Origin of the sequence: Pseudomonas fluorescens (genome assembly GCF_902497875.1) — a bacterium.
GTDB lineage: Bacteria > Pseudomonadota > Gammaproteobacteria > Pseudomonadales > Pseudomonadaceae > Aquipseudomonas > Aquipseudomonas fluorescens_BR.
Window position 1 is genome coordinate 147,100 of the sequence record NZ_CABVHY010000001.1, and the last position, 21,689, is coordinate 168,788.

The window sequence follows — 21,689 nt, forward strand, 5'->3', positions numbered from 1 at the left end:
CGGTCTCAAAAAACTTATTTTTTCCGGGCGCCGGCCTCGGCCGCCAGGCACTCGAGGGCGAACTGTTCGGGATAGGTCATCTGGATCAGGGTGGTTTCGCCTTTGACGGTACGCGAACCTTCGAGGATGTAGCGAATACGCTTATCGGTGACGCCGATGCGCTTGGCGATCCAGGTCGGGGTCTGGCCAATGCGCGAGATCAGCTTGTCGGCGTAGTCGGTGGAGGGGTTATACAGTTCTGCGTTAGGGCTCATGGGTGATGTCCGGTCAAGAAAATGGGCTGCAATAGGCCCAAGGTTACAGGGTCGGTGGCGAATGCGGGAGCGCGGCGGCCAGGAGTTCTTTGGTATAGGGGTGCTGCGGCGCACTGAACACCTCATGGCTTGCGCCGCTTTCCACCACTTTACCGTCCTTGATCACGATCATGTCGTGGGCCAGGGCGCGTATCACCGCCAGGTCATGGCTGATGAACAGGTAGGTCAGGCCGTATTTTTCCTGCAGCTGACGGAGCAGGGCGACCACTTGCTTTTGCACGGTGCGGTCCAGCGCCGAGGTTGGTTCGTCCAGCAAAATCAGCGCTGGCTTGAGCACCAGGGCCCGGGCGATGGCGATGCGCTGGCGCTGGCCGCCGGAAAACTCATGGGGGTAGCGATGGCGGCTTTGCGGATCCAGGCCGACTTCTTCGAGCACCCGAATCACCTGGGCTTCGCATTCGGCAGCGGTCGACTGGCTGTGAACTTCCAGGCCTTCGCTGATGATCTGCGCCACGGACATCCGTGGGCTGAGGCTGCCGAACGGATCCTGAAACACCACTTGCATCTGTTTGCGCCAGGGCCGTAATTGCTTCTGGGTCAGGCCGTCGAGGGCCTGGCCCTGAAAGCGGATGCTGCCTTCGGAATCGAGCAGACGCAGGATCGCCTGGCCGAGGGTGGATTTGCCGGAACCGGACTCGCCAACGATGCCCAGGGTCTTGCCGCGCTGCAGGCTGAGGCTGATGCCATCGACCGCGCGCAGGTACGTCTTGCGTTGAAACAGCCCGCCGCCCAGCGGAAATACCACGCTGAGGTCATCGACCTGCAACACCGCCTCACGCTCATCCCGCGGCAAGGCTTCGCCTTCCGGCTCGGCGTTGAGCAGTACGCAGCTATAGGGGTGTTTTGGCTGGGTGAAGAGCGTCTCGGAGTCCGCCTGCTCGACGATTTGCCCTTCGCGCATCACGCAGACCCGTTGCGCGATGCTGCGCACCAGGTTGAGGTCGTGGCTGATCAGCAGCAACGACATGCCCAGACGCTGTTGCAGGGATTTGAGCAGCAGCAGGATCTTGCGCTGCACCGTCACATCCAGCGCGGTGGTCGGTTCGTCGGCGATCAGCAGTTCCGGTTCGCAAGCCAGGGCCATGGCGATCATCACCCGTTGTCGCTGGCCGCCAGAGAGCTGATGGGGATAGGCCTTGAGCCGCTCCTGGGGTTTGCGAATGCCCACCAGTTCGAGCAATTCGATAATGCGCTGTTGTGCGGCCCTGCCACCCAGGCCCTTGTGCAGCAGCAGGGTCTCGCCGATCTGCTTTTCGACACTGTGCAGCGGATTGAGGGAGCTCATCGGTTCCTGGAAAATCATCGCGATGCGATCGCCGCGCAGCTTTCGCAGCACGCTGGCATCCGCGCCCAACAGCTCCTGGCCGCGATAGCGGATGCTGCCACTGGAGTGTGTACCCGTTTGAGGCAGCAGTTGCAGGATCGAGTGGGCGGTCACCGATTTGCCCGAGCCGGATTCGCCCACCAGCGCCAGGCATTCTCCGTGACGGATATCCAGGCACAGATCGCGCACTACCTTCTGGCCGTTGAAGGCCACGCTGAGGTCGCGGATTTCGATCAGGTTGTCACTCATATTTTTGGGTCCACTTCATGACCGAGGATCAAAGGCGTCACGCAACGCCTCGCCAATAAACACCAGCAACGAAAGAATCAACGCCAGGGTGAAAAACGCCGTCAGGCCCAGCCAGGGCGCTTGCAGGTTCTGCTTGCCCTGGCCGATCAGTTCACCCAGCGAGGCGCTGCCGGCGGGCATGCCGAAGCCGAGGAAGTCGAGGGCGGTGAGGGTGGAAATCGCTCCGGTGAGAATGAACGGCAAGTAGCTCAACGTAGCGTTCATCGCGTTGGGCAAGATGTGCCGCACGATCACCTTGCGGTCGGTCAGGCCCAGGGCTCGGGCGGCTTTGACGTATTCCAGGTTGCGCCCGCGCAGGAACTCGGCGCGCACCACGTCCACCAGCGCCAGCCAGGAAAACAGCGCCATGATCCCCAGCAGCCACCAGAAATTTGGCTCGACAAAACCCGAGAGGATGATCAGCAGGTACAGCACCGGCAGCCCCGACCAGACTTCCAGCAGCCGCTGGCCGAGCAGATCGACCCAGCCACCGTAGTAACCCTGCAGGGCGCCGGCGGCGATACCGATCAGCGCGCTGATAAAGGTCAGCGCCAGGGCAAACAGAATCGACACCCGGGCGCCGAAAATCACCCGCGCCATGACATCGCGGGCCTGGTCATCGGTGCCAAGCCAGTTCACCTTCGACGGTGGGCTGGGGGCGGGCTGGGTGAGCTCGTAGTTGGGCGTGTCGTCGTTGAACGGGATCGGCGGGAACAGCATCCAGCCGCGACCCTGACGAATAAGCTGCTGCACATAATCGCTGCGGTAATCGGCCTGGAACGGCAACTGCCCACCAAATTCCTGCTCGGTGTAGCGCTTGAACACCGGGAAATACAATGAATTCTGGTAGCTGAGCACCAGCGGTTTGTCGTTGGCAATCAGTTCACCGCCCAGGGTCAGGATGAACAGGCCGATAAACAGCCACAGCGACCACCAGCCACGACGATTTTTCTTGAAGCGCTCGAAGCGTCGACGGCCCAGGGGCGAGAGTCTGAACATCAGGCGTTCCTCGCGGCGAAATCGATACGCGGGTCGACCAGGGTGTAGCAGAGGTCGCCGATGAGTTTTATCAGCAAGCCGAACAAGGTGAAGATAAACAGCGAGCCGAATACCACCGGGTAATCCCGCGAGACCGCCGCTTCGTAACTCATGCGGCCCAGGCCATCGAGGGAGAAGATCACTTCGATCAACAAGGAACCGGCGAAAAACACACTGATAAACGCCTGGGGAATTCCCGAAACCACCAGCAGCATCGCATTGCGAAACACATGGCCATAGAGCACCCGCCGCTCACTCAGCCCTTTGGCGCGAGCGGTGACCACGTACTGGCGGGTGATTTCATTGAGGAACGAGTTCTTGGTGAGAATGGTCAGCGTGGCGAAGCCGCCGATTACCAGCGAGGTGACGGGCAGTACCAAGTGCCAGAAGTAATCGGTGATCTTACCGAGGGTCGACAGCTGTTCGAAATTATCCGAGACCAGGCCGCGCACCGGGAACCAGTTCAGCGAAGTGCCGCCAGCGAACACGACGATCAGGAACATCGCGAACAGAAACGCCGGCATGGCATAGCCGAGGACAATCGCCGTGCTGCTCCAGATGTCGAAGTGGCTGCCGTGATGCACCGCTTTGCGAATCCCCAGCGGGATCGACACCAGGTAGGTGATGAGCGTCGCCCAGAGCCCCAGGGAGATGGTCACTGGCATCTTGTCCAGGATCAGGTCGGTGACCGTGGCGCCGCGAAAGAAGCTCTTGCCAAAGTCCAGCCGGGCATAGCTCTTGAGCATCAGCCACAGGCGTTCCGGCGCCGGTTTGTCGAAGCCGTATTGCTTTTCGATGTCCTTGATCAGCTGCGGGTCGAGGCCGCGACTGGCCCGTGAGCCATGGTTCATCGACTCGCTGGAACCGCCGATCCCCGCGCCGCCTATCCCTTGCAGGTGAGCGATGGCCTGTTCCACCGGACCGCCCGGCGCTGCCTGGACGATGACGAAGTTGACCAGCAGGATCAGCAGCAGGGTCGGGATGATCAACAGCAAGCGCCGCAGTATGTAAGCCAGCATCAATGCGGCCCTCCGGGTTGGCCACGGCGAATGCGCTCGGCGGCCATCTGTTCGTTGGTCAGCGGCACGCTGCTGGTCTCCCACCAGGTTTCGATGGCTTCGTCATTGCTGGCTTGCACCGCGGGCCTGCCAAAACGGTTCCACCACACGGTGGAAGTTCCCGGTGGGTAGTAATTGGGAATCCAGTAGAAGTTCCATTGCAGCACCCGGTCCAGCGCATGGGCATAGCGCAGCATCTCTGGCGCCGTGGTGGCCTTGACCAGCCCGCTGATCAAGCTGTCGACCGCCGGATTCTTCAGGGCCATGTAGTTATTGGAACCGGGGTCATTGGCCGAGGCCGAACCGAAGTAGTTGTACAGCTCCATGCCCGGCGAGGTGGTGACCGGGTAGCCGGTGACGATCATGTCGTAGTCACGGGCCATCAACCGGTTCACATACTGCGAGGAATCGATGCGCCGAATGTTCAGGGTGATGCCGATCTGTGCCAGGGTGCGTTTGTAAGGCAGCAGCAGGCGGTCGATGCCACTTTGAGTGTTGAGGAAAGTGAAACTCAGGGGCTCGCCAGCGGCATTGACCAGTCGATCACCGTCCGGTTTCCAGCCGGCTTCTTCGAGCAGGGCCAGTGCCTGCAACTGTTTGTCGCGGATCAGGCCACTGCCATCGGTCTTCGGCGCCTCGAATACCTGGGTGAAGACTTCATCGGGAATCTGTCCGCGCAGCGGCTCGAGGATTGCCAGCTCGCCCGCATCCGGAAGTGCCCGGGCCGCCAGCGCGGTGTTGGAAAAGTAGCTCTGCTGGCGGATGTACATATCACGCATCATTTGCCGGTTGCTCCACTCGAAGTCCCAGAGCATGGCCAGCGCCTGCCGCACGCGGCGGTCCTGGAACATCGGGTTTTGCAGATTGAAGACAAAGCCCTGGGAAGGTTGCGGTGCCTCTTTGGCCAGGTGGGCTTTTTGCAGGCGGCCATCACTCAGGGCCGGGCCTTCGTAACCGATAGAGTAACCGGTGGCCGAGAACTCCCGGTTGTAATCATAGGCGCCACCGCGCAGCACCTGGCGCGCGACGTCGGTGTCGCCGAAGTACTCGATGCTGAATAGATCGAAATTGTAGAGCCCGCGGCTGACGGGGAGGTCCTTGCCCCACCAGTCGGCGTTGCGGGCAAAGGTGATGCTGCGGCCGGAGTCGATCTTGCTGACTCGATACGGACCGCTGCCCAACGGTGCTTCGTAGCCGCCGCCATTGGCAAAATCACGGGTTTTCCACCAGTGTTCGGGAAGCACCGGCAAGGTCGCGATGTCCAGCGGCAGGGTGCGGTTTTCATTGCTCTTGAAGTCGAAACGGATGGTCCGCGGCGACTCCACTTCGAGGCCTTTGACGTCGGCGAACTGGGTGCGATAGCGCAGGCTGCCCTGGGTCATCAGCAAGTCGTAGGTGTAGCGCACATCCTCGGCGGTAATTGGCGTGCCGTCGGCAAAACGGGCTTTGGGATTCAGGTAAAAGCGCAGCGACAAACCGTCGTCGGCCCGCTCCATCTTTTGCGCGACCAGGCCGTACACCGTGTAGGGCTCATCCAGCGAGCGCTGGGCCAGCGGCGAGTAGATCAAGCCATCGAGTTGGGAAACGCCGATGCCCTTGTCGATATAGGGCAACACATGATCGAAATGGCCGATCTCGATGGCCGAGCGGCGCATGCTGCCACCCTTGGGGGCCAGTGGATTGGCATAGGCAAAGTGACTGAAGCCGGCGGGGTATCTGGCGGGTTCGCCATACACCGTCATCGCATGCTGCGGTGCGGCATTCGCAGCCGTGGCGCCCAGTAACAGGGTCAGGACGGTGAGCATCAGTAAGGGGAAAGCCAGTCGCATTGTCAGCCTTAGAAGCCGGGTGATCGATGAAGATAATTTGTACGCTACCGGCGTGTCCCTCGCCAGTCACAATTGCGTCACTGAAATGCAACGGCCCACCAGAAGGCGGGCCGTTGTTTACACAAAATCGCGGATTGATCAGTCCTGACGGCTGGTCACTTCCAGCAGGTGATAACCGAACTGGGTTTTCACCGGGCCTTGCACGGTGTTGATCGGTGCGCTGAAGACCACGGCGTCGAATTCCTTGACCATCTGGCCTGGGCCGAAGGAGCCGAGATCGCCACCCTGACGGCTGGACGGGCAGGTGGAGTTGGCTTTGGCGACTTCAGCAAAGTCGGCGCCGGCTTCGATTTGGGCTTTCAGTTCGTTGCACTTGTCTTCAGAGGCAACCAGGATGTGGCGGGCAGTGGCTTTGGCCATGGGAAATACTCCATTCAACTTGCATTAAAGTGCTGAGCCTACCGGATTCTGTGGGCTATTTCTCGGCAAAGTTCCCTGGCGGTGCCTGCTTTCGGAGCGCCCTGGTCACGGCAGCGGTCGGCACGGCATCACAACCCAAGGTTTTTCAGGCGTTCGGCATGCTGGACATAGAGCTCGACCGGGTCGACCTCTTTGCGCACCAGTCCGGCCGTCTGATTGAGGGTGTCCATATGGTCCAGCGGGTAATCGGAGCGGATGACCGTGCCCAGGTGCGAGCTATAGCGGCCGACCCAGCCGTCGTTGCCTTCAGACGGGGTGCTGAAAAACTCGGAAAGAGCCCGGCATACGGCGTGAAGCGGATCGAGCAGGTTCGGCCCTTCACCGAGCAGGTTGCCAGTGAGAATGCCGCTCCAGGAGAAATAGCGCACGCCGTTGACCAGCTCCTTGCCGCTGCCGCCCCAGGTTTTCGGCAGGCCCTGCGGGTACTTGTGGTTGAAGGCTGCTACGCCTTCGGTGGTCAGGGCGTTGAGTGCGGCTATCGCATTCTGGGGCGACCGCGGGGTGGTGCTGAGCAAGGTCAGAAACTCGGCAAACAGGGTAATCACGGCTGCGGCCGCATACTCCGGCAATTGCCCGGGGGTCAATGCCTTGCGCAGGTAGTCGGCGAGTTCGGAGCCATGATTGGGGCCACTGACCGAGGTCACCGAGGCGATCTTTTTCGGTTGGGTCGCGGCCGCATAACGGGCGGCCAGCGCGCCCTGGCTATGGCCGATCAGATTGACTTTGGCGGCACCGGTTTCGAGCAGCAGCCGATCGATTTGCGCGAGCAACTGTTCGCCACGCCGTTCGTTGCTGTGAACCGCGGACAGGTAAGGGACGAAGACTCTCGCCCCAGCGAGTCGCAGGGCAGGCTTGATGCCGTGGAAGAGTTCCAGCTTGCCTATGCGCTCAAAGCCGAACAGTCCGTGGACCAGGAGAATGGGATATTGAGTCTCTGCATTCCGTTGCATGTTCGTTCCTTTCTTCAGTGAGGGGGCGGGTTTCCTCCTCACTCTAGTGCAGGCGGCCAGGGCCAATGGGTGGGAAAAAGCCGCGGTGTTCTGAAGAAAATGGAATAGAAATGGTCGGGTTATTCGGATTGTAGTAAAGGTGTGATCGGATCCAACCTTCTCCCGCGGCGATGACGGCTAGAGATTGAGCTGGATCTTCCTGCGATTAATCGTTATTCAACCACTGCGAGGTGGGAGACGCTCGGGGTCTGTCGAACGATCAGGCCCCGGGCCGAGCCGGTCATTGCCAATCAAAGGCTCGCTTGCGCAGGTGTTACGGACCCACGCAACTGCCGGGCTGCCTGGCGCAGGAGTTGCTCGGTGGCGTCCCAGCCCAGGCAACCATCGGTCACGGACACGCCGTAATGCAGGTTCTTGCCCAGCGGTTGGCAGCCTTCGAACAGGTGGCTCTCAAGCATCATGCCGATCAGCGAATGGTCGCCTTGCAAGCGTTGCTCGAGCACATCGGCGAACACTGCCGGCTGACGTGACGGGTCTTTGCCGCTGTTGGCGTGGCTGCAATCCACCATGATCCGCGTCGGGATCGCCAGTTTTATCAGGTCGTTGTGCACCTGGCTGACGCTTTGACGGTCGTAGTTCGGCCCGCGATGGCCGCCGCGCAGCACCAGGTGGGTATCCGGGTTGCCCGCCGTCTGAATGATCGCCGGATGCCCCTGGCTGTCGACACCGAAATGCCGATGGGGATGAGCCGCGGAGCGCATGGCGTCACAGGCAATGGCGACGCCGCCATCGGTGCCGTTCTTGAAGCCGACCGGCATGCTCAGGCCGCTGGCCATTTCCCGGTGGATCTGCGACTCGGTGGTGCGCGCCCCGATGGCGACCCAGCTCAGCAGGTCATCGAAGTAGCCCGCGGCCATTGGCTGCAGCAATTCGGTCGCAATCGGCAAACCCAGGCGCAGCATTTCGCGCATCAGCTCGCGAGAGAGGGTCAAGCCACCCGCCATGTCATCGCTGCCATCGAGCTGCGGGTCGTAGGCCAGGCCCTTCCAGCCGACAGTGGTACGGGGCTTTTCGACGTAGGCGCGCATCACCAGCAGCATTTGATCGCTGACCTCGGTCGCCAGGCGCGCGAGGTTGCCGGCGTATTCGAGTGCCGATTGCGGGTCATGGATAGAGCAGGGGCCGACGATGACCAGCAGACGGGAGTCTTCACCGTTGAGGATCGCGCGCACCGCTTGACGGTGGGTGGCGACTTGCTGGGTCAGGGCGGTGGAAAGCGGCAATTGCTGCTTGAGCGCCAGTGAGCTGGGCAGACGCAGGGTCAGCGCTTCATTGGCAGAGGGCAGGGTGGACAGCGGCAGAGCAGAGACGGACGAGTTCATATTCGGGCTTCCTGGGCTGGCGGCGGGTTCGTTCCCGCGCGCTCGGCCCTACTGGGGTGTTCGACAATTGGCCGGATTGGCTACGTGTGAGTGCTTGCCACCGGTGGGTGACCGATCGGAGGCGGCAGGCTGTCCCGAACGGCGGCTGGTAAATCGCCAGGTGGTGCAGGTGTCGTAGCGGTAATAAGTGGCGTAGTTCATGGGGTAATTCCTCGATTCGTTGTGTAGTGATGCTGAAAATCTATGGGGCTGAAAAAACAAAACCCCCGATCGGGAAGCCGACCGGGGGTTGAGAATTCTCAAGTGGCGACCCGTAGAAGTGGGCGCCGAGTGGGTATCAGGCGCGCCAGTGGCTAAACCAATACCCAAAATAAAAGCTGACCGGAGCACAGGCCTTGCTCACACGCACAGCCACAACCGAGCGCAGGGCGCTGGCGGTGTAACGAGGCAGTGAGAGGGTAGGCAACATGTGTTTCTCCGATGGATGCGCCGAGCTTACTCGAGGCAGGTGCAGGGGTTCAATCAGAAATTGCTATGGAGCAACCGGGTGGATTGCTATGACTTAAGCGACCTGATGCTTTATGCCACACTTGATGCACTTCAAGACGATCTGTTTACAGGGACGCAACATGACCACATTGACCATCGCCGCTGCCCAAACGATCTCCATTGCCGGTGATCTGCAAGCCAATATCAACCGGCACAGGCGCTTCATCGAGATCGCCGCCGGGCAGGGGGTGCAACTGCTGGTGTTTCCCGAGCTATCGCTGACCGGCTATGAACGCAGCCTGGCCGCCACACTCGCGATCCTCCCGAATGACCCGGTTCTGCAGCCGCTGCGCGACTTTGCCCGGGAACTCGGGGTGACCACTGTCGTCGGCATGCCGATCAGGCTGTCAGGCGATTCGGAGGTACTGATCGGCGCACTGGTGCTGGCCACCGATGGCTCACTGGCGGTCTACAGCAAACAGCATCTGCATCCGGGCGAAGAGCTGGCGTTTGCCCCTGGCGCGGGTGGTTCGATGCTGACCCTGGGCAACACCACTGTGGCCCTGGCGGTCTGCGCGGATTTTTCCCATGCCAGTCATGCCCGACAAGCCGCTGATTCAGGCGCGGACCTCTATGCGGCGGGCGTGTTGATCAGCGAAAACGGTTATGTCGCGGATACCGCTTTGTTGCAGGGCTACGCTGTCGAGCATTCGATGACGGTCTTGATGGCCAACCACGGCGGTGCGACCGGAGGCTGGGAGTCGGCAGGGCGCAGTGCCATCTGGGCGCCCGGCGGCGAACTGATTGTCGCCGCAGCGGGTGTCGGTGATGCGCTGGTGATCGCTCGCCATGACGCCGCTGGCTGGACTGGCCAGGTCGTGGCCGTCACGCAAATCGACGAGTGTCGTGATGGACTATGAATTGCGTCCAGCCTCATCGGCAGACCTGCGCTTTGCTCGCAGGCTGACCCGCGAAACGATGCTGCGCTATTACATTCGCTACGATCTGCGGTGGCACGACGATGCTTTTGATGTGGCGTGGGACGGTCGCCAGAACTGGCTGATTTGCCGGGGCGAAGCAGTGCTGGGTTATCTCAGCCTGAGTCGCGATGCGAAAGCTTTGTACATCCGTGAATTGCATGTGATCGAGGCCGGTCGTGGCCAGGGTGTCGGAAGCTGGGCAATCGAGCAGGCATTTTCGATGGCCTGCAAAGAACGTCGACCTGCGTTGCGACTGACCGTATTCAAAGGCAATCCGGCACAGCGGCTCTATGAGCGGATGGGCTTGATGGTGGTCGGTGACGACGATTGCTTTTTGCGGATGGAGCGACTGTGCTGCGCTGAGTCATGACCATTCAGGCCGAGCGGATTTGCCCGCTACACTGACAAGACCCTGTTGCAGGGAGCAGGAGAGGTATTTCGAGTAAATCGAGTGCGGCTGTGGATTAAGCGCATACTGATAGTTCAGGCCTGCCCTTGCTCCTGACCCTGCTGTTCGGTGTCCGCCAGGATGACACCATCTTTCATGCCCAACAGGACCGCCACCTTGTGGGCCTCTCCACGCCGTCCCTTCTTGCGCCCAGCGAGCACTTGATAAGTGGTGGCCGGATCAACGCCGTGCTCGCGAGCAAATTGTTGAACGGATTTTCCTTGGTGTTCCAGCCAAGCCTTGGCTTGTGCGGCAGTGCGAATACCGGGCATAGTTCAAAACCGTTCAAAAGTGTTCAATGAGCAACAGGTGTGGCACCTCAAGGGGTGCATAAAATAGGATCATACATCCAAATGAGTGGAATCGGTTCGCGCTTAAGGCAGGAAAGAGAACGACTTGGGTTGTCGCAGAAAATTTTTGGCGAAATCGGAGGCGTTGAAGCTAACGCGCAAGGCAAATATGAAAATGGCGGACGCGCGCCCAAGGCAGATTATTTGTCCAGAGTGGCAGAGCGAGGCGTGGATGTCTTGTATGTACTGACGGGGAACCGGACTCCGACGCTGATCGAGAATCTCAGCCAGATGGAAGAAAAGGTGCTGGGTTGCTATCGGGCGCTGTTCAAGGAGGATCAGGATGCAATTCGCCGATTGACCATTACCCTGGCAGAGTTTTCCGTTGCCCACGGTTTGAAGCGCACGACTGAGCCAACCGACTCCTGATCGATCAGGCCAAGTCGTCTGCGCCTGTCGCTCGGCAAGCGCGCTTTGTGAGCTGATACTCTTTATATAACGCTGCAGCTAGGTCTGCCCGCCGGTTTTTGCTAAGGTGTCCGGCAACCAATAAGACCATTTCGCGGGGTGTCTGCTTGATTAGGGTGCTAGTGGTCGATGACCATGATCTGGTTCGTACCGGCATCACACGGATGCTGTCTGATATCGATGGATTGCAAGTGGTCGGCCAGGCTGAGTCGGGGGAAGAATCCTTGATCAAGGCCAGGGAATTGAAGCCCGATGTGGTACTGATGGACGTCAAGATGCCCGGGATCGGCGGTCTTGAAGCCACGCGCAAAATGCTGCGCAGTCACCCGGAAATCAAGGTTGTCGCCGTGACGGTATGTGAAGAGGATCCGTTCCCCACACGTCTGTTGCAGGCAGGTGCCGCCGGTTATCTGACCAAGGGTGCGGCCCTGGCGGAAATGGTTCAGGCGATTCGCCTGGTGTTTGCCGGCCAGCGCTACATCAGCCCGCAAATTGCCCAGCAACTGGCGATCAAGTCGTTTCAGCCCCCCAGTGACACGCCGTTCGATGCGCTGTCGGAGCGGGAAATCCAGATCGCGTTGATGATAGTGGGCTGTCAGAAAGTCCAGATTATTTCCGACAAGTTGTGCCTGTCTCCGAAAACCGTGAATACCTACCGTTACCGCATTTTCGAGAAGCTCTCGATCAGCAGCGATGTCGAATTGACGTTGTTGGCGGTCCGCCACGGCATGGTTGATGCCAGTCTCTGAAAATGACCGACCCGTTTGATCCAAGTGCTTTTCTCTCCACCTGCAGTGGGCACCCCGGTGTCTATCGCATGTTCGACCGCGATGCGCGCCTGCTTTACGTCGGTAAAGCGAAAAACCTGAAAAAACGCCTGGCGAGCTATTTTCGCAAGGCTGGCCTGGCGCCGAAAACCGCCGCGCTGGTCGGGCATATCGCGCAGATCGAAACGACCATCACCGCCAATGAAACCGAGGCGTTGTTGCTCGAGCAGACGCTGATCAAGGAATGGCGTCCGCCCTACAACATCCTGCTGCGCGACGATAAATCCTATCCGTATGTTTTTCTCTCGGATGGCGAGTTTCCGCGCTTGAGCATCCATCGCGGGGCGAAAAAGCAGAAGGGCAAATACTTCGGGCCTTATCCGAGCGCGGGTGCGATTCGCGAGAGCCTGAGCCTGTTGCAGAAGACCTTCCTGGTTCGCCAGTGCGAAGACAGTTACTTCAAGAACCGCACGCGGCCCTGCCTGCAATACCAGATCAAGCGCTGCAAGGCGCCCTGTGTCGGGCTGGTCGAACCTCAAGTCTATGCCGAAGATGTGCGCCACTCGGTGATGTTCCTCGAAGGCCGCAGCAATGCCCTGACAGACGAACTGTCCAGTGGCATGGAGCAGGCCGCGAGCACCCTGGATTTCGAACGTGCCGCCGAGCTGCGTGATCAGATCTCCCTGCTGCGACGGGTTCAGGACCAGCAGAGCATGGAAGGCGGTACCGGCGACGTCGATGTGGTCGCGGCATTCATCAATCCTGGCGGCGCCTGCGTGCACCTGATCAGCGTGCGAGGCGGGCGGGTGCTGGGCAGCAAGAACTTCTTTCCGCAAGTCGGTATAGAAGAGGAGGTGGCCGAGGTCATGGCGGCGTTCCTTGGTCAGTACTACATCAGCAGCCCCGAACGGGACTTGCCGAGCGAGTTGATCGTCAACGTCGTCCATGAAGACTTCCCGGTCATCGTTGCCGCCATCGAAGAGCTGCGTGGCCGTGAGCTGAGCATCAGCCACCGGGTTCGCGGCACTCGCGCGCGCTGGCAGCAATTGGCGGTGACCAATGCCGAGCAAGCGCTGGGCGCACGATTAGCCAATCGCCAGCATGTTGCCGCGCGGTTCGAGGCGCTGGCTGAAGTGCTGAACCTGGATGAGCCGCCACAACGCCTCGAGTGTTATGACATCAGCCACTCCAGTGGCGAGGCGACGGTGGCCTCCTGCGTGGTATTCGGTCCTGAAGGCCCGCTCAAATCCGACTATCGTCGCTACAACATCGAAGGCGTGACACCGGGCGATGACTACGCGGCGATGCACCAGGCGCTGACTCGACGGTTCAGCAAGCTCAAGGACGGCGAGGGCAAGCTGCCGGATATTCTTCTGGTGGACGGCGGCAAAGGCCAGCTGTCGATGGCCCGTGACGTGCTCAATGAACTGGCGGTGCCTGACCTGATATTGCTCGGTGTCGCCAAGGGAGCAACGCGCAAGGCCGGGTTCGAAACGCTTTACCTCAATGACGCGGCCCATGAGTTCACTTTGCGCGGCGACTCCCCGGCCCTGCATCTGATTCAGCAGATACGCGATGAGGCGCACCGTTTCGCCATTACCGGGCACCGCGCGCGCCGCGGCAAAACCCGCCGTACCTCAACGCTTGAGGGGGTCGCAGGGGTTGGCCCGAAACGCCGCCGCGAACTTCTCAAACATTTTGGTGGATTGCAGGAGCTGTCTCGTGCCAGCATCGAAGAGATCGCCAAAGCACCGGGGATCAGTAAAAAGCTCGCGGAGTTGATTTATGCAAACCTGCACAGCGAGTAGAATGCCCAACTCACCTCGTAGCCAGTTGTGCCGATGAATATCCCTAATCTGATCACCGTCTTACGCGTCCTGCTCATTCCGATCTTTATTCTGTTGTTTTACCTGCCCTACCACTGGAGCTACATGGCGGCCAGTTCAGTCTTTGCTTTCGCTGCAGCCACTGACTGGCTGGACGGGTACCTGGCTCGCCGGCTGGAACAAAGCACACCGTTCGGGGCCTTCCTCGACCCGGTGGCCGACAAGTTGATGGTGGCGGTGGCCCTGGTGCTGCTGGTGCAAGAACATGCCAATTTGTGGCTCACGCTACCGGCAGCCGTGATCATCGGTCGCGAAATCGTGGTCTCTGCCTTGCGCGAGTGGATGGCGGAAATCGGCGCCCGGGCGCATGTCGCCGTCTCGAACATGGGCAAATGGAAAACCGCCGCGCAGATGCTGGCGCTGGTTATCCTGCTGGCCAACCCCTCGGACTTCAGCTTCTGGGTCCTGGTGGGTTACGCACTGCTGATGTTCGCGGCGGGGCTGACATTGTGGTCGATGCTGCAATATTTGCGCGCCGCCTGGCCGCACCTGAAGCCTGATGCTGAAAAGAAATAAAACTTTTTTGAATCAAGGGGTTGACGGGGCATCAGGATTCTATAGAATGGCGCTCAGTTACCAAGACGCGGGAATAGCTCAGTTGGTAGAGCACGACCTTGCCAAGGTCGGGGTCGCGAGTTCGAGTCTCGTTTCCCGCTCCAAATATAGATCTACAGAGCTCCATTGAACTCTGTAGATCATTGAAACAAGGACCTTCGGGTCCTTTTTTCGTTCCGACGGGAATCACTGACATCCAGCACCATCCAGTGTGTTTAAGTCCTGATTTAAGTCCAGGATTCTGACGCGTACTAAATCGGTTTGTTGCTGGAGCAGTTTGCGTAGCGAGATGAGCATCTGGCCCTGACTCTGTTCAGGAGCTCGCTATGGCACACTCGGAAATGGCTGTTCGGCACGCCCGAATCACCGGTAATGACTACACGCTCGGTGACAGTGATGGCCTCACGCTCAATGTGACGGCCAGCGGCGGAAAACCCCGGCTTTTCCGTTACTACTGGACGGGCAAGCAGAAGCGCATGTCCCTGGGTAGGTTAACCGATTCGCTAACGTTGATTGTCTTCGCATCATCACCTACAAAGACGACGAGTCAGATCATTCAGCAGCCATCGGCCTGCTTTCCCTAAAGAGCGATTTTGCATGTGAGCTGCGTAGATCGGAAGTGAGTCTGGTGTGCTCTGAAGTTCGGCGGCTAACTCAAGCGGCAAGAGGCGTCCTGAAGCCAGATGATCCGCAATAAGATGCTCTGGCATTCGACACCAACCGAACCCGGCGAGCAAAAAATCCAGCCGCCGTGCCAGATCTACAAACCGCCACTGGTGACTGCCCGTCACTCCATAGCTTGGGCCGTCGGGAGAAACCGGATCGGAAAGTACCAGTTGCACATAAGGCTTGAGGTCAGCAACCGTGGCCCGGCGGCCTAACTTGGCCAAGGGATGCCCGCTGGCTACTACTGGCCTGAGCCTGACGCTGAGCAGCGGCAGTGCGGTGACATCGTCGGGCACTGTCGGAATCAAAGTACAAAGCGCCAATGCCGCATCGCCGTTGCGCAATCGGCGCTCCGCGCCGCCTAAGCCTTCCGTAGAGAAACTCACCGCCAGATGCGGAAAAGCTTCACGTATAGCGCTGAGGCTCTCGATAAGCGGTGCACTGGGGACTAAAGGGTCTATAGCGAGTGCCAGTTCCGGCTCGACCCCTGCTACCGTGCTTGCTGCCATTGCTTCAAACTGGGCAGCGCTTGCTAGCACCGCGCGTGCTTGAACCACTAGCACCCTGCCTACCTCGGTCAGAGTTGGACGATGGCCGCTCCGATCAAACAGAGTCACGCTTTGAACTGACTCAAGTGTGGCGATCGACTGGCTAATCGCGGATTGGGCACGCCGCAGGTGACGTCCCGTTGCCGAGAAGCTGCCTGTATCAGCAATGGTCACAAGAATCCGCAATTGATCCAAACTGAGATTTCCGATCACGACCCATCACTTATACAGATGGAATCGATCATATTTACATCACTCCTGCATAGAGGTCGCGTTGGGTAGAGTGTCGCACATCGCCTAAAGCGACAACGTAAAACATACCGCCGCGTGACCGCGCAGGAGCTCATTCCATGTCCAGACTTCTTACCATTGAAACCAGCCCACGGGGGGACGCTTCAATCTCCCGGCAGCTCACTCGCAGATTTGTGGCAGCGTGGGAAGCTGCCCACCCTGGGGGCGCCATCAAAATACGGGATCTAACGCACACTCCTCTTGCGTTCGTGACAGGCCCCTGGTTACAGGCTTACTTCACTCCAGACGCCCAACAATCGCCTGAAATGAAAGCCGTGTTGCAGCTATCCGATGAGCTTGTGGCCGAGTTGCTGGAAACCGATCACCTGGTTATTTCAACGCCGGTCTACAACTATAACGTCCCAGCAGCGCTCAAGGCGTGGGTGGATCACGTGGTACGTAAAGGCCTGACCTTGGGCTTTGATGGTAAAGGGCTGGTGACCGGTAAAAAGGCAACCGTGCTGCTCGCCTCGGGAGGGGTATACACCAGCGGCTCGCCGATTAGAGACCGTGACATTGCGACCCAATATCTGAAACTGATCCTGAACGTCCTGGGTATCACCGACGTCACCTTTATTGCGGCCGGCGGCGCTAAAGCTGTAGATCTCGGAGAAATCAGCATGCACGAATTTCTAGATACCTTTGATGATCAAATTCAGAAACTGCTGGCTTAGACAGCATTTTCCCTGGCCTGGACGATTGCGCTCTATCCAGCTCGCGTGGTTAAACGGGCATCCACTTATGTGGCAGCCGTTGGCCGAAGAAAAACTTAACGTCGTGTCCGGGATTAGTTGACCACTACACTTTTCATTTGTTTCAAAACCGCACCATCCCCAACCAAAGCCAGACGACTTTCTCACCGTTAACCTGGGGCATCAGCGCCTCGTAATGAAATTTTTGCTCGGTTCCCGGTTTGTAGTCGCAGACCCACAGCCCCGGATAAGGACAGGGTTCGCCACTGCGCGCACGCATGCCGCTCACGGTCCAAAGCCAGCGAACGTTCTGGCCTTCATGCAATGGCAGGCGCTCATTCAACTGGACTGTGCAATCCACGCAGCGATCGAGCTCCATTTCCCAGCGACCGGCGCGCGGTGCCGGTTCGTTGCTGTTGGCTTGGCGGGCGGGCTCTGGGGGCGTTTGATCTGGATCGCGCTGCCAAAACACCGGGCTGTCACCTGACTCTGCGCTGAGCGCCGGCAGCATTTCCCCTTGCTTGAATTCGCGACGGGAACCCGCCATGCCGGGGACAAGCCACCACCCTCCCTGGTTGCACGCCATGCCTGCAACCATGCTCAACGGCTGAGCGGTTTGAGCAGGGGCGGCCGGTTTGGGTGTGATCAGGCGCGATGCTGCAGTTGGCCAATCGCTGTCGACATCGAAACGGGCCATCCAGCGTCGGCTGTCGGCGTCAGTAAAGCGCTCATTGGGATCACCGTCCCATTGGCCGAAGCCCAGCAGTCCCAAGTCGTCGTAGCGGATAGGCTTGAGGAGTTTGTTCAGGAACATGGGCAGTTCGGGCACGCCGTGTTCGACGGGATACAGCTCAGGCTGTTCGCCCAGTTCGATCCATTGGCCGCTGTGCAGTTCGGTGATGCTGATGCGTGGGTGAGCGAGTGCTTCGCGTACCTGTTCGCGGGTCAGGTCGAGTTTTTCTCGCCAGTGGTCGGCGAGCAGGAAGGCCCAGGTGGGGGGGCGGAGGCCGTTGGGCAACTCGTCGTCCATGCCATAGGCGTATTCGATGTCAAGTCCGTAGAAAGCCGGGGTAATCGCTCTTTCCCATGTGGTGACTTCCGCCCGTGTGCCATATTCCATCGGGTTGGCCATGGCGAAGCCGCTGTAGACCTGGTGGGCCTTGAGCCGGTCGATGGTCTTGAGCACGAACTGACGCCATGCGTCGCGGTTGTCCAGCCACCATTGCCAGCGGTAATGGAACACGATCCAGGAATACGCTGTTTTGGTTCCGTCACGCTTGTACCAGCCCCGCCAGAAGTGGCCAGCTGTCGTGGGGGAGGAGGCATGGTTGGTTTCGTCGGTGAACCAGAATTCGAAGTAATCGTCGTGATAGGCATCCATGGCTTGCATGCGAAGATCTGGCTCCTCCTCAGGATAAGGATGAGGGCGTTCTGCGTCTTCATGCATGGTCATGGTGTAAGGGTGGCCAAGCAATTGCTCGAAGGCTTCGTGGATATCCACCATTAGTAGCGCAATATCGACATGGTTATCAGGTTCGGGGGGGAAATAGAAACTGATGAAGGGGCTGACGCTGTGGCGGGCCACCTCATCAGTACCCCAGTCGGTGTTGGGCCATTGCTTAAGCTCTGCAATAAACTCATCACGTTCTTCTTCATCAAACAATCTATGAGTGGTGCTCACGCCTACCTCCTGTTTTTGTTGCCTTTGGGTGTGGAGTTGTTCTTTTCATCCGCTTCAAAACCAACGCAGTCTTCTGGCACCCGAAGCAGGGCCACTTTTTCCTTCCCGATTTTTTCCGGGTTTGTTCCTGTCTCGGGTGTCATAAGGGCCACATACCTTTTCATTTGTTTCAAAACTGCCCAATCCCCCGGAAACTTGATCTCAACCGCCGCAAACACATTGTCGGTTTCAAAGGGATCCTGTCGGTATTCAACGACCACCAGGTCGGGGGCCAGCAACCCCTTCGGGCGCGGCCAAAACGGCTGGACGTTACTTCCGAACCGTTTCGGCCGCGTAGCAGGCTCACCCAGTAACGCCTTCTTACTGTTGCCGTTGTAGTTAGGTTCTGCCTTGAGTGGACTTCGCCATTCCAAGGCTTCGTCCACAGCCTCAAAAAACAACGAGGCGGTGAACTGCTTGAGGGCGATCTCAATAGTGGTTTGCACCGTATCGCCGGCAATTTTCTTGCGAATCCGGCGTGGCACCTTGATCGGCATCTGCAAGGCAACGGTGCAGACTTGGCTGATCGCCGGGCGAAAAGGCACTTTGCGTTCGATATACTCCTTGAATGTGATGTTCTCCTGGCCTCGTCGAGAAACCGTGCTGTTGCCGCCGCGATCTACGACGGCAAAGGTCGAACTCTTGACGTCGATTTCGCGGGTCATTGCTTCAATGGTGGCCCGAAGCGTGTTCTTGATCTGTTGTCGGCGCTCGGCAATCTCCACCGCGAGTCGGGCCAGTTCGGCGGCGGTTTTGGTGTTTTCAAAAACCTGATTTGCACGGTAGGCTCGATAGGCACCATCGATAATCCGGGCGACAACGGGGGCTAGAGGACCTGGCATCAGTCGAGTTCTCCACTGTGTTGATCAAGAAAGCCATCAGGAAAAATGGCCTTGGTCTCTACGGGTGGGGCTTGATCATCGAAAGCCATCAGATAGGGCTGCCAGGTTTCGGTGATTCGCTGATCGTCGCGCATGATTGCCTTATGGGCCTGCACGGATTTGGAGGCCTCGGTAACCGTCCAGTCAGTTCCACCCTGGGGGCAAGTCAGGCCTTCGGTGAGTAAGGTGGCGCCATCGGTGATGCGATATCGATAGCCCGCGAAAGCACGTTGATCGTTCTTCAGCAACGTGTAACCTCCCAGGAATGCTCCAAGCGGTGCGGGAGGCGATGTTGGGCTACCAAGCGGATTGCCCGTACCGATTGCATCTGTGGTGACGGGGCCTTTGATCTTGATGGTCAGCCCGTCAAGGGTAATGCCATCGCTATCAATCGTGATGCTGCCACCGGGGGCTCTCAGAACAATGCGCTCGCCCGATGTGACATCGAACACCGTCGTTTTTTGCTCAATGCGTTGCCCTGCGGACAGGTAGTAGCGGTTGCGGACTGATTGCTCAGCACTGCCGCCGATCTGGATGTGATGGTCGGCGGCAATTTTGTCCTGTCGGTTGTTGGCAATTTCCTCGACTCGGTCCCCACCGATGCTGATGCGATGGTTACGGCCCAGCTTCTGGGTTCGATCACGACCCACCTCCAGATGCTGGTCCTGAACAATAGCAATGCGCTCATCGTTGCCCACTCGCTCGCTGCGGTCATGGCCGATTTCAACCTGCTCGTCGTGTTCGACCTTCTCGCTTCGGTCGTTACCCACGTAGGTGGTGTTGTTGTGCTTGATGTGGACGTTCTTGTCTTTTTCGGCATGGATATAAATTTCTTCCTGCCCCAGCTCATCCTCAAAGCGCAGCTCATTGGAGCCTTCGCCCTTATGGGTTCGGCTCTTGATGGTCATCCGAGTTTTGTGTTTGGGCAGCGGGTAGGGCGGCAGGTTGGCCTGCCGGTACGCGCTCCCGGTGGCGATAGGCTGGTCGGGATCACCGTCCAGGTAGCTGATCACCAGCTCCTGACCCACGCGAGGGATGGCCATGGAGCCCCAGGTCGCCCCGGCCCAGCCCTGGGTGACACGGATCCAGCACGAGCTGTGGTCGTTGTTTTTGTCTGAACGGTCCCACGGAAACTGAACCTTGACCCTGCCCCATTCATCGCAATAGATCTCTTCCCCCGGCGGGCCGACCACCGTGGCGATCTGCGGGCCGTCGATGCAGGGTTTGTCACGCAGTGGGGCTTTCCAGTCCGAGGTCCAGCGGATGGCGCTGGCCTTCATTTCATAAGACGTGCCGTGGCCGCTGCCAAACGATTCTTCCTGAAGACTGGTGTGCTGCTTGCCCTCGTGGGAGATGGAGATGGTGCGCCAACGGTCGTTGAAGTCCTCGCGCGGGTGGTCGCCGAGGTCGAAGGCCAGGCCCGGTTGCAGGCGCGCATCGTCGCCTTTGAGGTGAGCGAGTTTGGCATCGTTGCGTAGCGCGGCCAGGCGGGTCTTGGTAAAGGGCTTGCCGGCGATATCGCGTTTGTAGCGGCCGGGGTAGTCGTAGCGTTCGTAGTCCTTATGCTGGTTGTTCAGGTCCTGGTCGCCGGTGGCGGTGTGCTGCTGGTTGTAGCGCGGGTGAGTGAAGGTGTAGTCGCGCTGCACCTGCACGGCAGTGCGTACTTGTTCGGTGTAGTGGAAGCGGTTCAACGCCGGTTCCATGGAATCGCCGCCGGCCATGGGCTGGTAGATCACTGGGCAGTGTTTGTGGGTGCCGATGGTGCCCAGGCCGCCGACGCGGTCGGTAAGGACAAGGGTGTGGCCGTCGGCGCGGTGTTCGAAGGTGTAGAGCAGGCCTTCTTCGGCGGCGAGGCGGGCGATGAAGTCGAGGTCGGTTTCACCGGCTTGTACGCAGTATTCGCGCGGTTGGTGGTCGAAGCATATCTCGCTGTGGATGTCGGTCAGCTTTTGCTCAGCCAGCACGCTGGTGATGATGTTGGGCACGGTCTGGCCTTGGAAAATCCGCCAGTTGGAACGTAGGCCGAAACGCGCCAGGGTTGGTTCGACCACGGCGGTGTAGCGGGTGCGGCGAAAGCCGGTGTCGCCCTGGGTGAACAGGCTGACCAGGCCGTGGACATAACGCACCGCAGTGTCATCGCGCCAAATGGTGAACAGCGCAGCCAGGTCGAGCATGCGGTAGAAGTCGATGGTGGGATGATGGCTGACCAGTTCCAGCTTGAGTTGGAAGGGCTGAGACAGGCCTTCTTCAAGCGTGAACGAAACCACCTCGAAGGGATCACCCCGTAGCGGTTCGAAGGTGTAACGCAGATCGCTTTGACGGGGCATGAAACCTCCTTGTTGTGA

The 21,689-nt window shown here is 59.2% G+C and carries 20 protein-coding genes, 1 tRNA gene and 1 pseudogene; 9 read left to right on the forward strand and 13 right to left on the reverse strand.

What is annotated here, in order from left to right; translation table 11 throughout:
- Positions 1-14 precede the first annotated feature (14 nt).
- The 8 genes from F8N85_RS00645 to F8N85_RS00680 all read right to left on the reverse strand — a co-directional run bounded on the left by F8N85_RS00645 (position 15) and on the right by F8N85_RS00680 (position 8,663).
- Positions 15-254 (reverse strand): hypothetical protein, encoded by a 240-nt coding sequence (locus F8N85_RS00645; protein ID WP_150642873.1) that lies wholly within the window; start codon positions 252-254, stop codon positions 15-17.
- A 43-nt stretch (positions 255-297) separates the two neighbouring features.
- The gene (locus F8N85_RS00650) at positions 298-1,887 is read right to left on the reverse strand and encodes an ABC transporter ATP-binding protein (protein WP_150801769.1); all 1,590 of its coding nucleotides are present in this window, start codon (positions 1,885-1,887) and stop codon (positions 298-300) included.
- A gap of 15 nt (positions 1,888-1,902) precedes the next feature.
- Positions 1,903-2,925: an ABC transporter permease gene (locus F8N85_RS00655; protein WP_191636083.1), complete on the reverse strand. Its 1,023-nt coding sequence runs from the start codon at positions 2,923-2,925 to the stop codon at positions 1,903-1,905.
- Positions 2,925-3,983 carry a microcin C ABC transporter permease YejB gene (locus tag F8N85_RS00660; protein ID WP_150801771.1) on the reverse strand — a complete coding sequence of 353 codons (1,059 nt, stop codon included), beginning with the start codon at positions 3,981-3,983 and terminating at the stop codon, positions 2,925-2,927. Before F8N85_RS00660 ends, F8N85_RS00655 begins: the two co-directional genes overlap by 1 nt.
- On the reverse strand, positions 3,983-5,851 hold the full coding sequence (locus F8N85_RS00665) for an extracellular solute-binding protein (protein WP_150801772.1): 1,869 nt from the start codon (positions 5,849-5,851) through the stop codon (positions 3,983-3,985). The genes F8N85_RS00660 and F8N85_RS00665 overlap by 1 nt, the downstream gene beginning before the upstream one ends.
- Positions 5,852-5,989: 138 nt before the next feature.
- Positions 5,990-6,271, reverse strand: a complete 282-nt coding sequence (locus F8N85_RS00670; protein WP_150642878.1) for a peptidylprolyl isomerase — start codon at positions 6,269-6,271, stop codon at positions 5,990-5,992.
- Between the two features lie 128 nt (positions 6,272-6,399).
- A complete protein-coding gene (locus F8N85_RS00675) occupies positions 6,400-7,281 on the reverse strand; it encodes an esterase/lipase family protein (protein WP_150801773.1) in 882 nt (293 codons plus the stop codon).
- Between the two features lie 290 nt (positions 7,282-7,571).
- Entirely contained in the window at positions 7,572-8,663 is a 1,092-nt protein-coding gene (locus F8N85_RS00680) for a 3-deoxy-7-phosphoheptulonate synthase (RefSeq protein ID WP_150801774.1), read from the reverse strand.
- Between the two features lie 629 nt (positions 8,664-9,292).
- Here F8N85_RS00680 and F8N85_RS00685 point away from each other — a divergent pair.
- Both F8N85_RS00685 and F8N85_RS00690 read left to right on the forward strand, forming a co-directional pair.
- Positions 9,293-10,072, forward strand: coding sequence for a carbon-nitrogen hydrolase family protein (locus F8N85_RS00685; RefSeq protein ID WP_150801775.1), 780 nt, complete (start codon positions 9,293-9,295; stop codon positions 10,070-10,072).
- The gene (locus F8N85_RS00690) at positions 10,062-10,502 is read left to right on the forward strand and encodes a GNAT family N-acetyltransferase (RefSeq protein WP_150801776.1); all 441 of its coding nucleotides are present in this window, start codon (positions 10,062-10,064) and stop codon (positions 10,500-10,502) included. Before F8N85_RS00685 ends, F8N85_RS00690 begins: the two co-directional genes overlap by 11 nt.
- Positions 10,503-10,615: 113 nt before the next feature.
- On the opposite strand, the gene F8N85_RS00695 is transcribed toward F8N85_RS00690, so the two are convergent.
- Positions 10,616-10,852, reverse strand: a complete 237-nt coding sequence (locus F8N85_RS00695; protein WP_150642882.1) for a DNA-binding protein — start codon at positions 10,850-10,852, stop codon at positions 10,616-10,618.
- 81 nt (positions 10,853-10,933) lie between these two features.
- On the opposite strand from F8N85_RS00695, the gene F8N85_RS00700 reads away from it, so the two are divergent.
- From F8N85_RS00700 to F8N85_RS34765, 6 genes and pseudogenes are all read left to right on the forward strand, one after another.
- Positions 10,934-11,299, forward strand: coding sequence for a helix-turn-helix domain-containing protein (locus F8N85_RS00700; RefSeq protein ID WP_150801777.1), 366 nt, complete (start codon positions 10,934-10,936; stop codon positions 11,297-11,299).
- Between the two features lie 146 nt (positions 11,300-11,445).
- Entirely contained in the window at positions 11,446-12,087 is a 642-nt protein-coding gene (gene uvrY, locus F8N85_RS00705; RefSeq protein WP_150801778.1) for a UvrY/SirA/GacA family response regulator transcription factor, read from the forward strand.
- 2 nt (positions 12,088-12,089) lie between these two features.
- A complete protein-coding gene (gene uvrC, locus F8N85_RS00710; protein WP_150801779.1) occupies positions 12,090-13,913 on the forward strand; it encodes an excinuclease ABC subunit UvrC in 1,824 nt (607 codons plus the stop codon).
- Between the two features lie 33 nt (positions 13,914-13,946).
- Complete coding sequence (gene pgsA, locus F8N85_RS00715; RefSeq protein WP_150801780.1) at positions 13,947-14,507, forward strand: CDP-diacylglycerol--glycerol-3-phosphate 3-phosphatidyltransferase; 561 nt, start codon at positions 13,947-13,949, stop codon at positions 14,505-14,507.
- Positions 14,508-14,574: 67 nt separating this feature from the next.
- A tRNA-Gly gene (locus tag F8N85_RS00720) sits at positions 14,575-14,650 on the forward strand.
- A gap of 222 nt (positions 14,651-14,872) precedes the next feature.
- Positions 14,873-15,034: pseudogene (locus F8N85_RS34765) on the forward strand (Arm DNA-binding domain-containing protein); the annotation flags it as partial.
- A gap of 39 nt (positions 15,035-15,073) precedes the next feature.
- Here F8N85_RS34765 and F8N85_RS00730 read toward each other — a convergent pair.
- The gene (locus tag F8N85_RS00730; protein WP_150801781.1) at positions 15,074-15,973 is read right to left on the reverse strand and encodes a LysR family transcriptional regulator; all 900 of its coding nucleotides are present in this window, start codon (positions 15,971-15,973) and stop codon (positions 15,074-15,076) included.
- A 137-nt stretch (positions 15,974-16,110) separates the two neighbouring features.
- Here F8N85_RS00730 and F8N85_RS00735 point away from each other — a divergent pair, with 137 nt between their 5' ends.
- Positions 16,111-16,725 carry an FMN-dependent NADH-azoreductase gene (locus tag F8N85_RS00735; RefSeq protein WP_150801782.1) on the forward strand — a complete coding sequence of 205 codons (615 nt, stop codon included), beginning with the start codon at positions 16,111-16,113 and terminating at the stop codon, positions 16,723-16,725.
- 142 nt (positions 16,726-16,867) lie between these two features.
- Here the strand turns inward: F8N85_RS00735 and F8N85_RS00740 are convergent, their stop codons facing one another.
- Genes F8N85_RS00740 through F8N85_RS00750 form a run of 3 tightly spaced genes read right to left on the reverse strand, consistent with a single transcriptional unit; the run spans position 16,868 to position 21,671 of the window.
- Positions 16,868-18,424, reverse strand: coding sequence for a type VI immunity family protein (locus F8N85_RS00740; protein WP_150801783.1), 1,557 nt, complete (start codon positions 18,422-18,424; stop codon positions 16,868-16,870).
- 2 nt (positions 18,425-18,426) lie between these two features.
- A complete protein-coding gene (locus tag F8N85_RS00745) occupies positions 18,427-19,305 on the reverse strand; it encodes a VRR-NUC domain-containing protein (RefSeq protein WP_150801784.1) in 879 nt (292 codons plus the stop codon).
- Complete coding sequence (locus tag F8N85_RS00750; protein ID WP_150801785.1) at positions 19,305-21,671, reverse strand: type VI secretion system Vgr family protein; 2,367 nt, start codon at positions 21,669-21,671, stop codon at positions 19,305-19,307. Before F8N85_RS00750 ends, F8N85_RS00745 begins: the two co-directional genes overlap by 1 nt.
- Positions 21,672-21,689 lie beyond the last annotated feature (18 nt).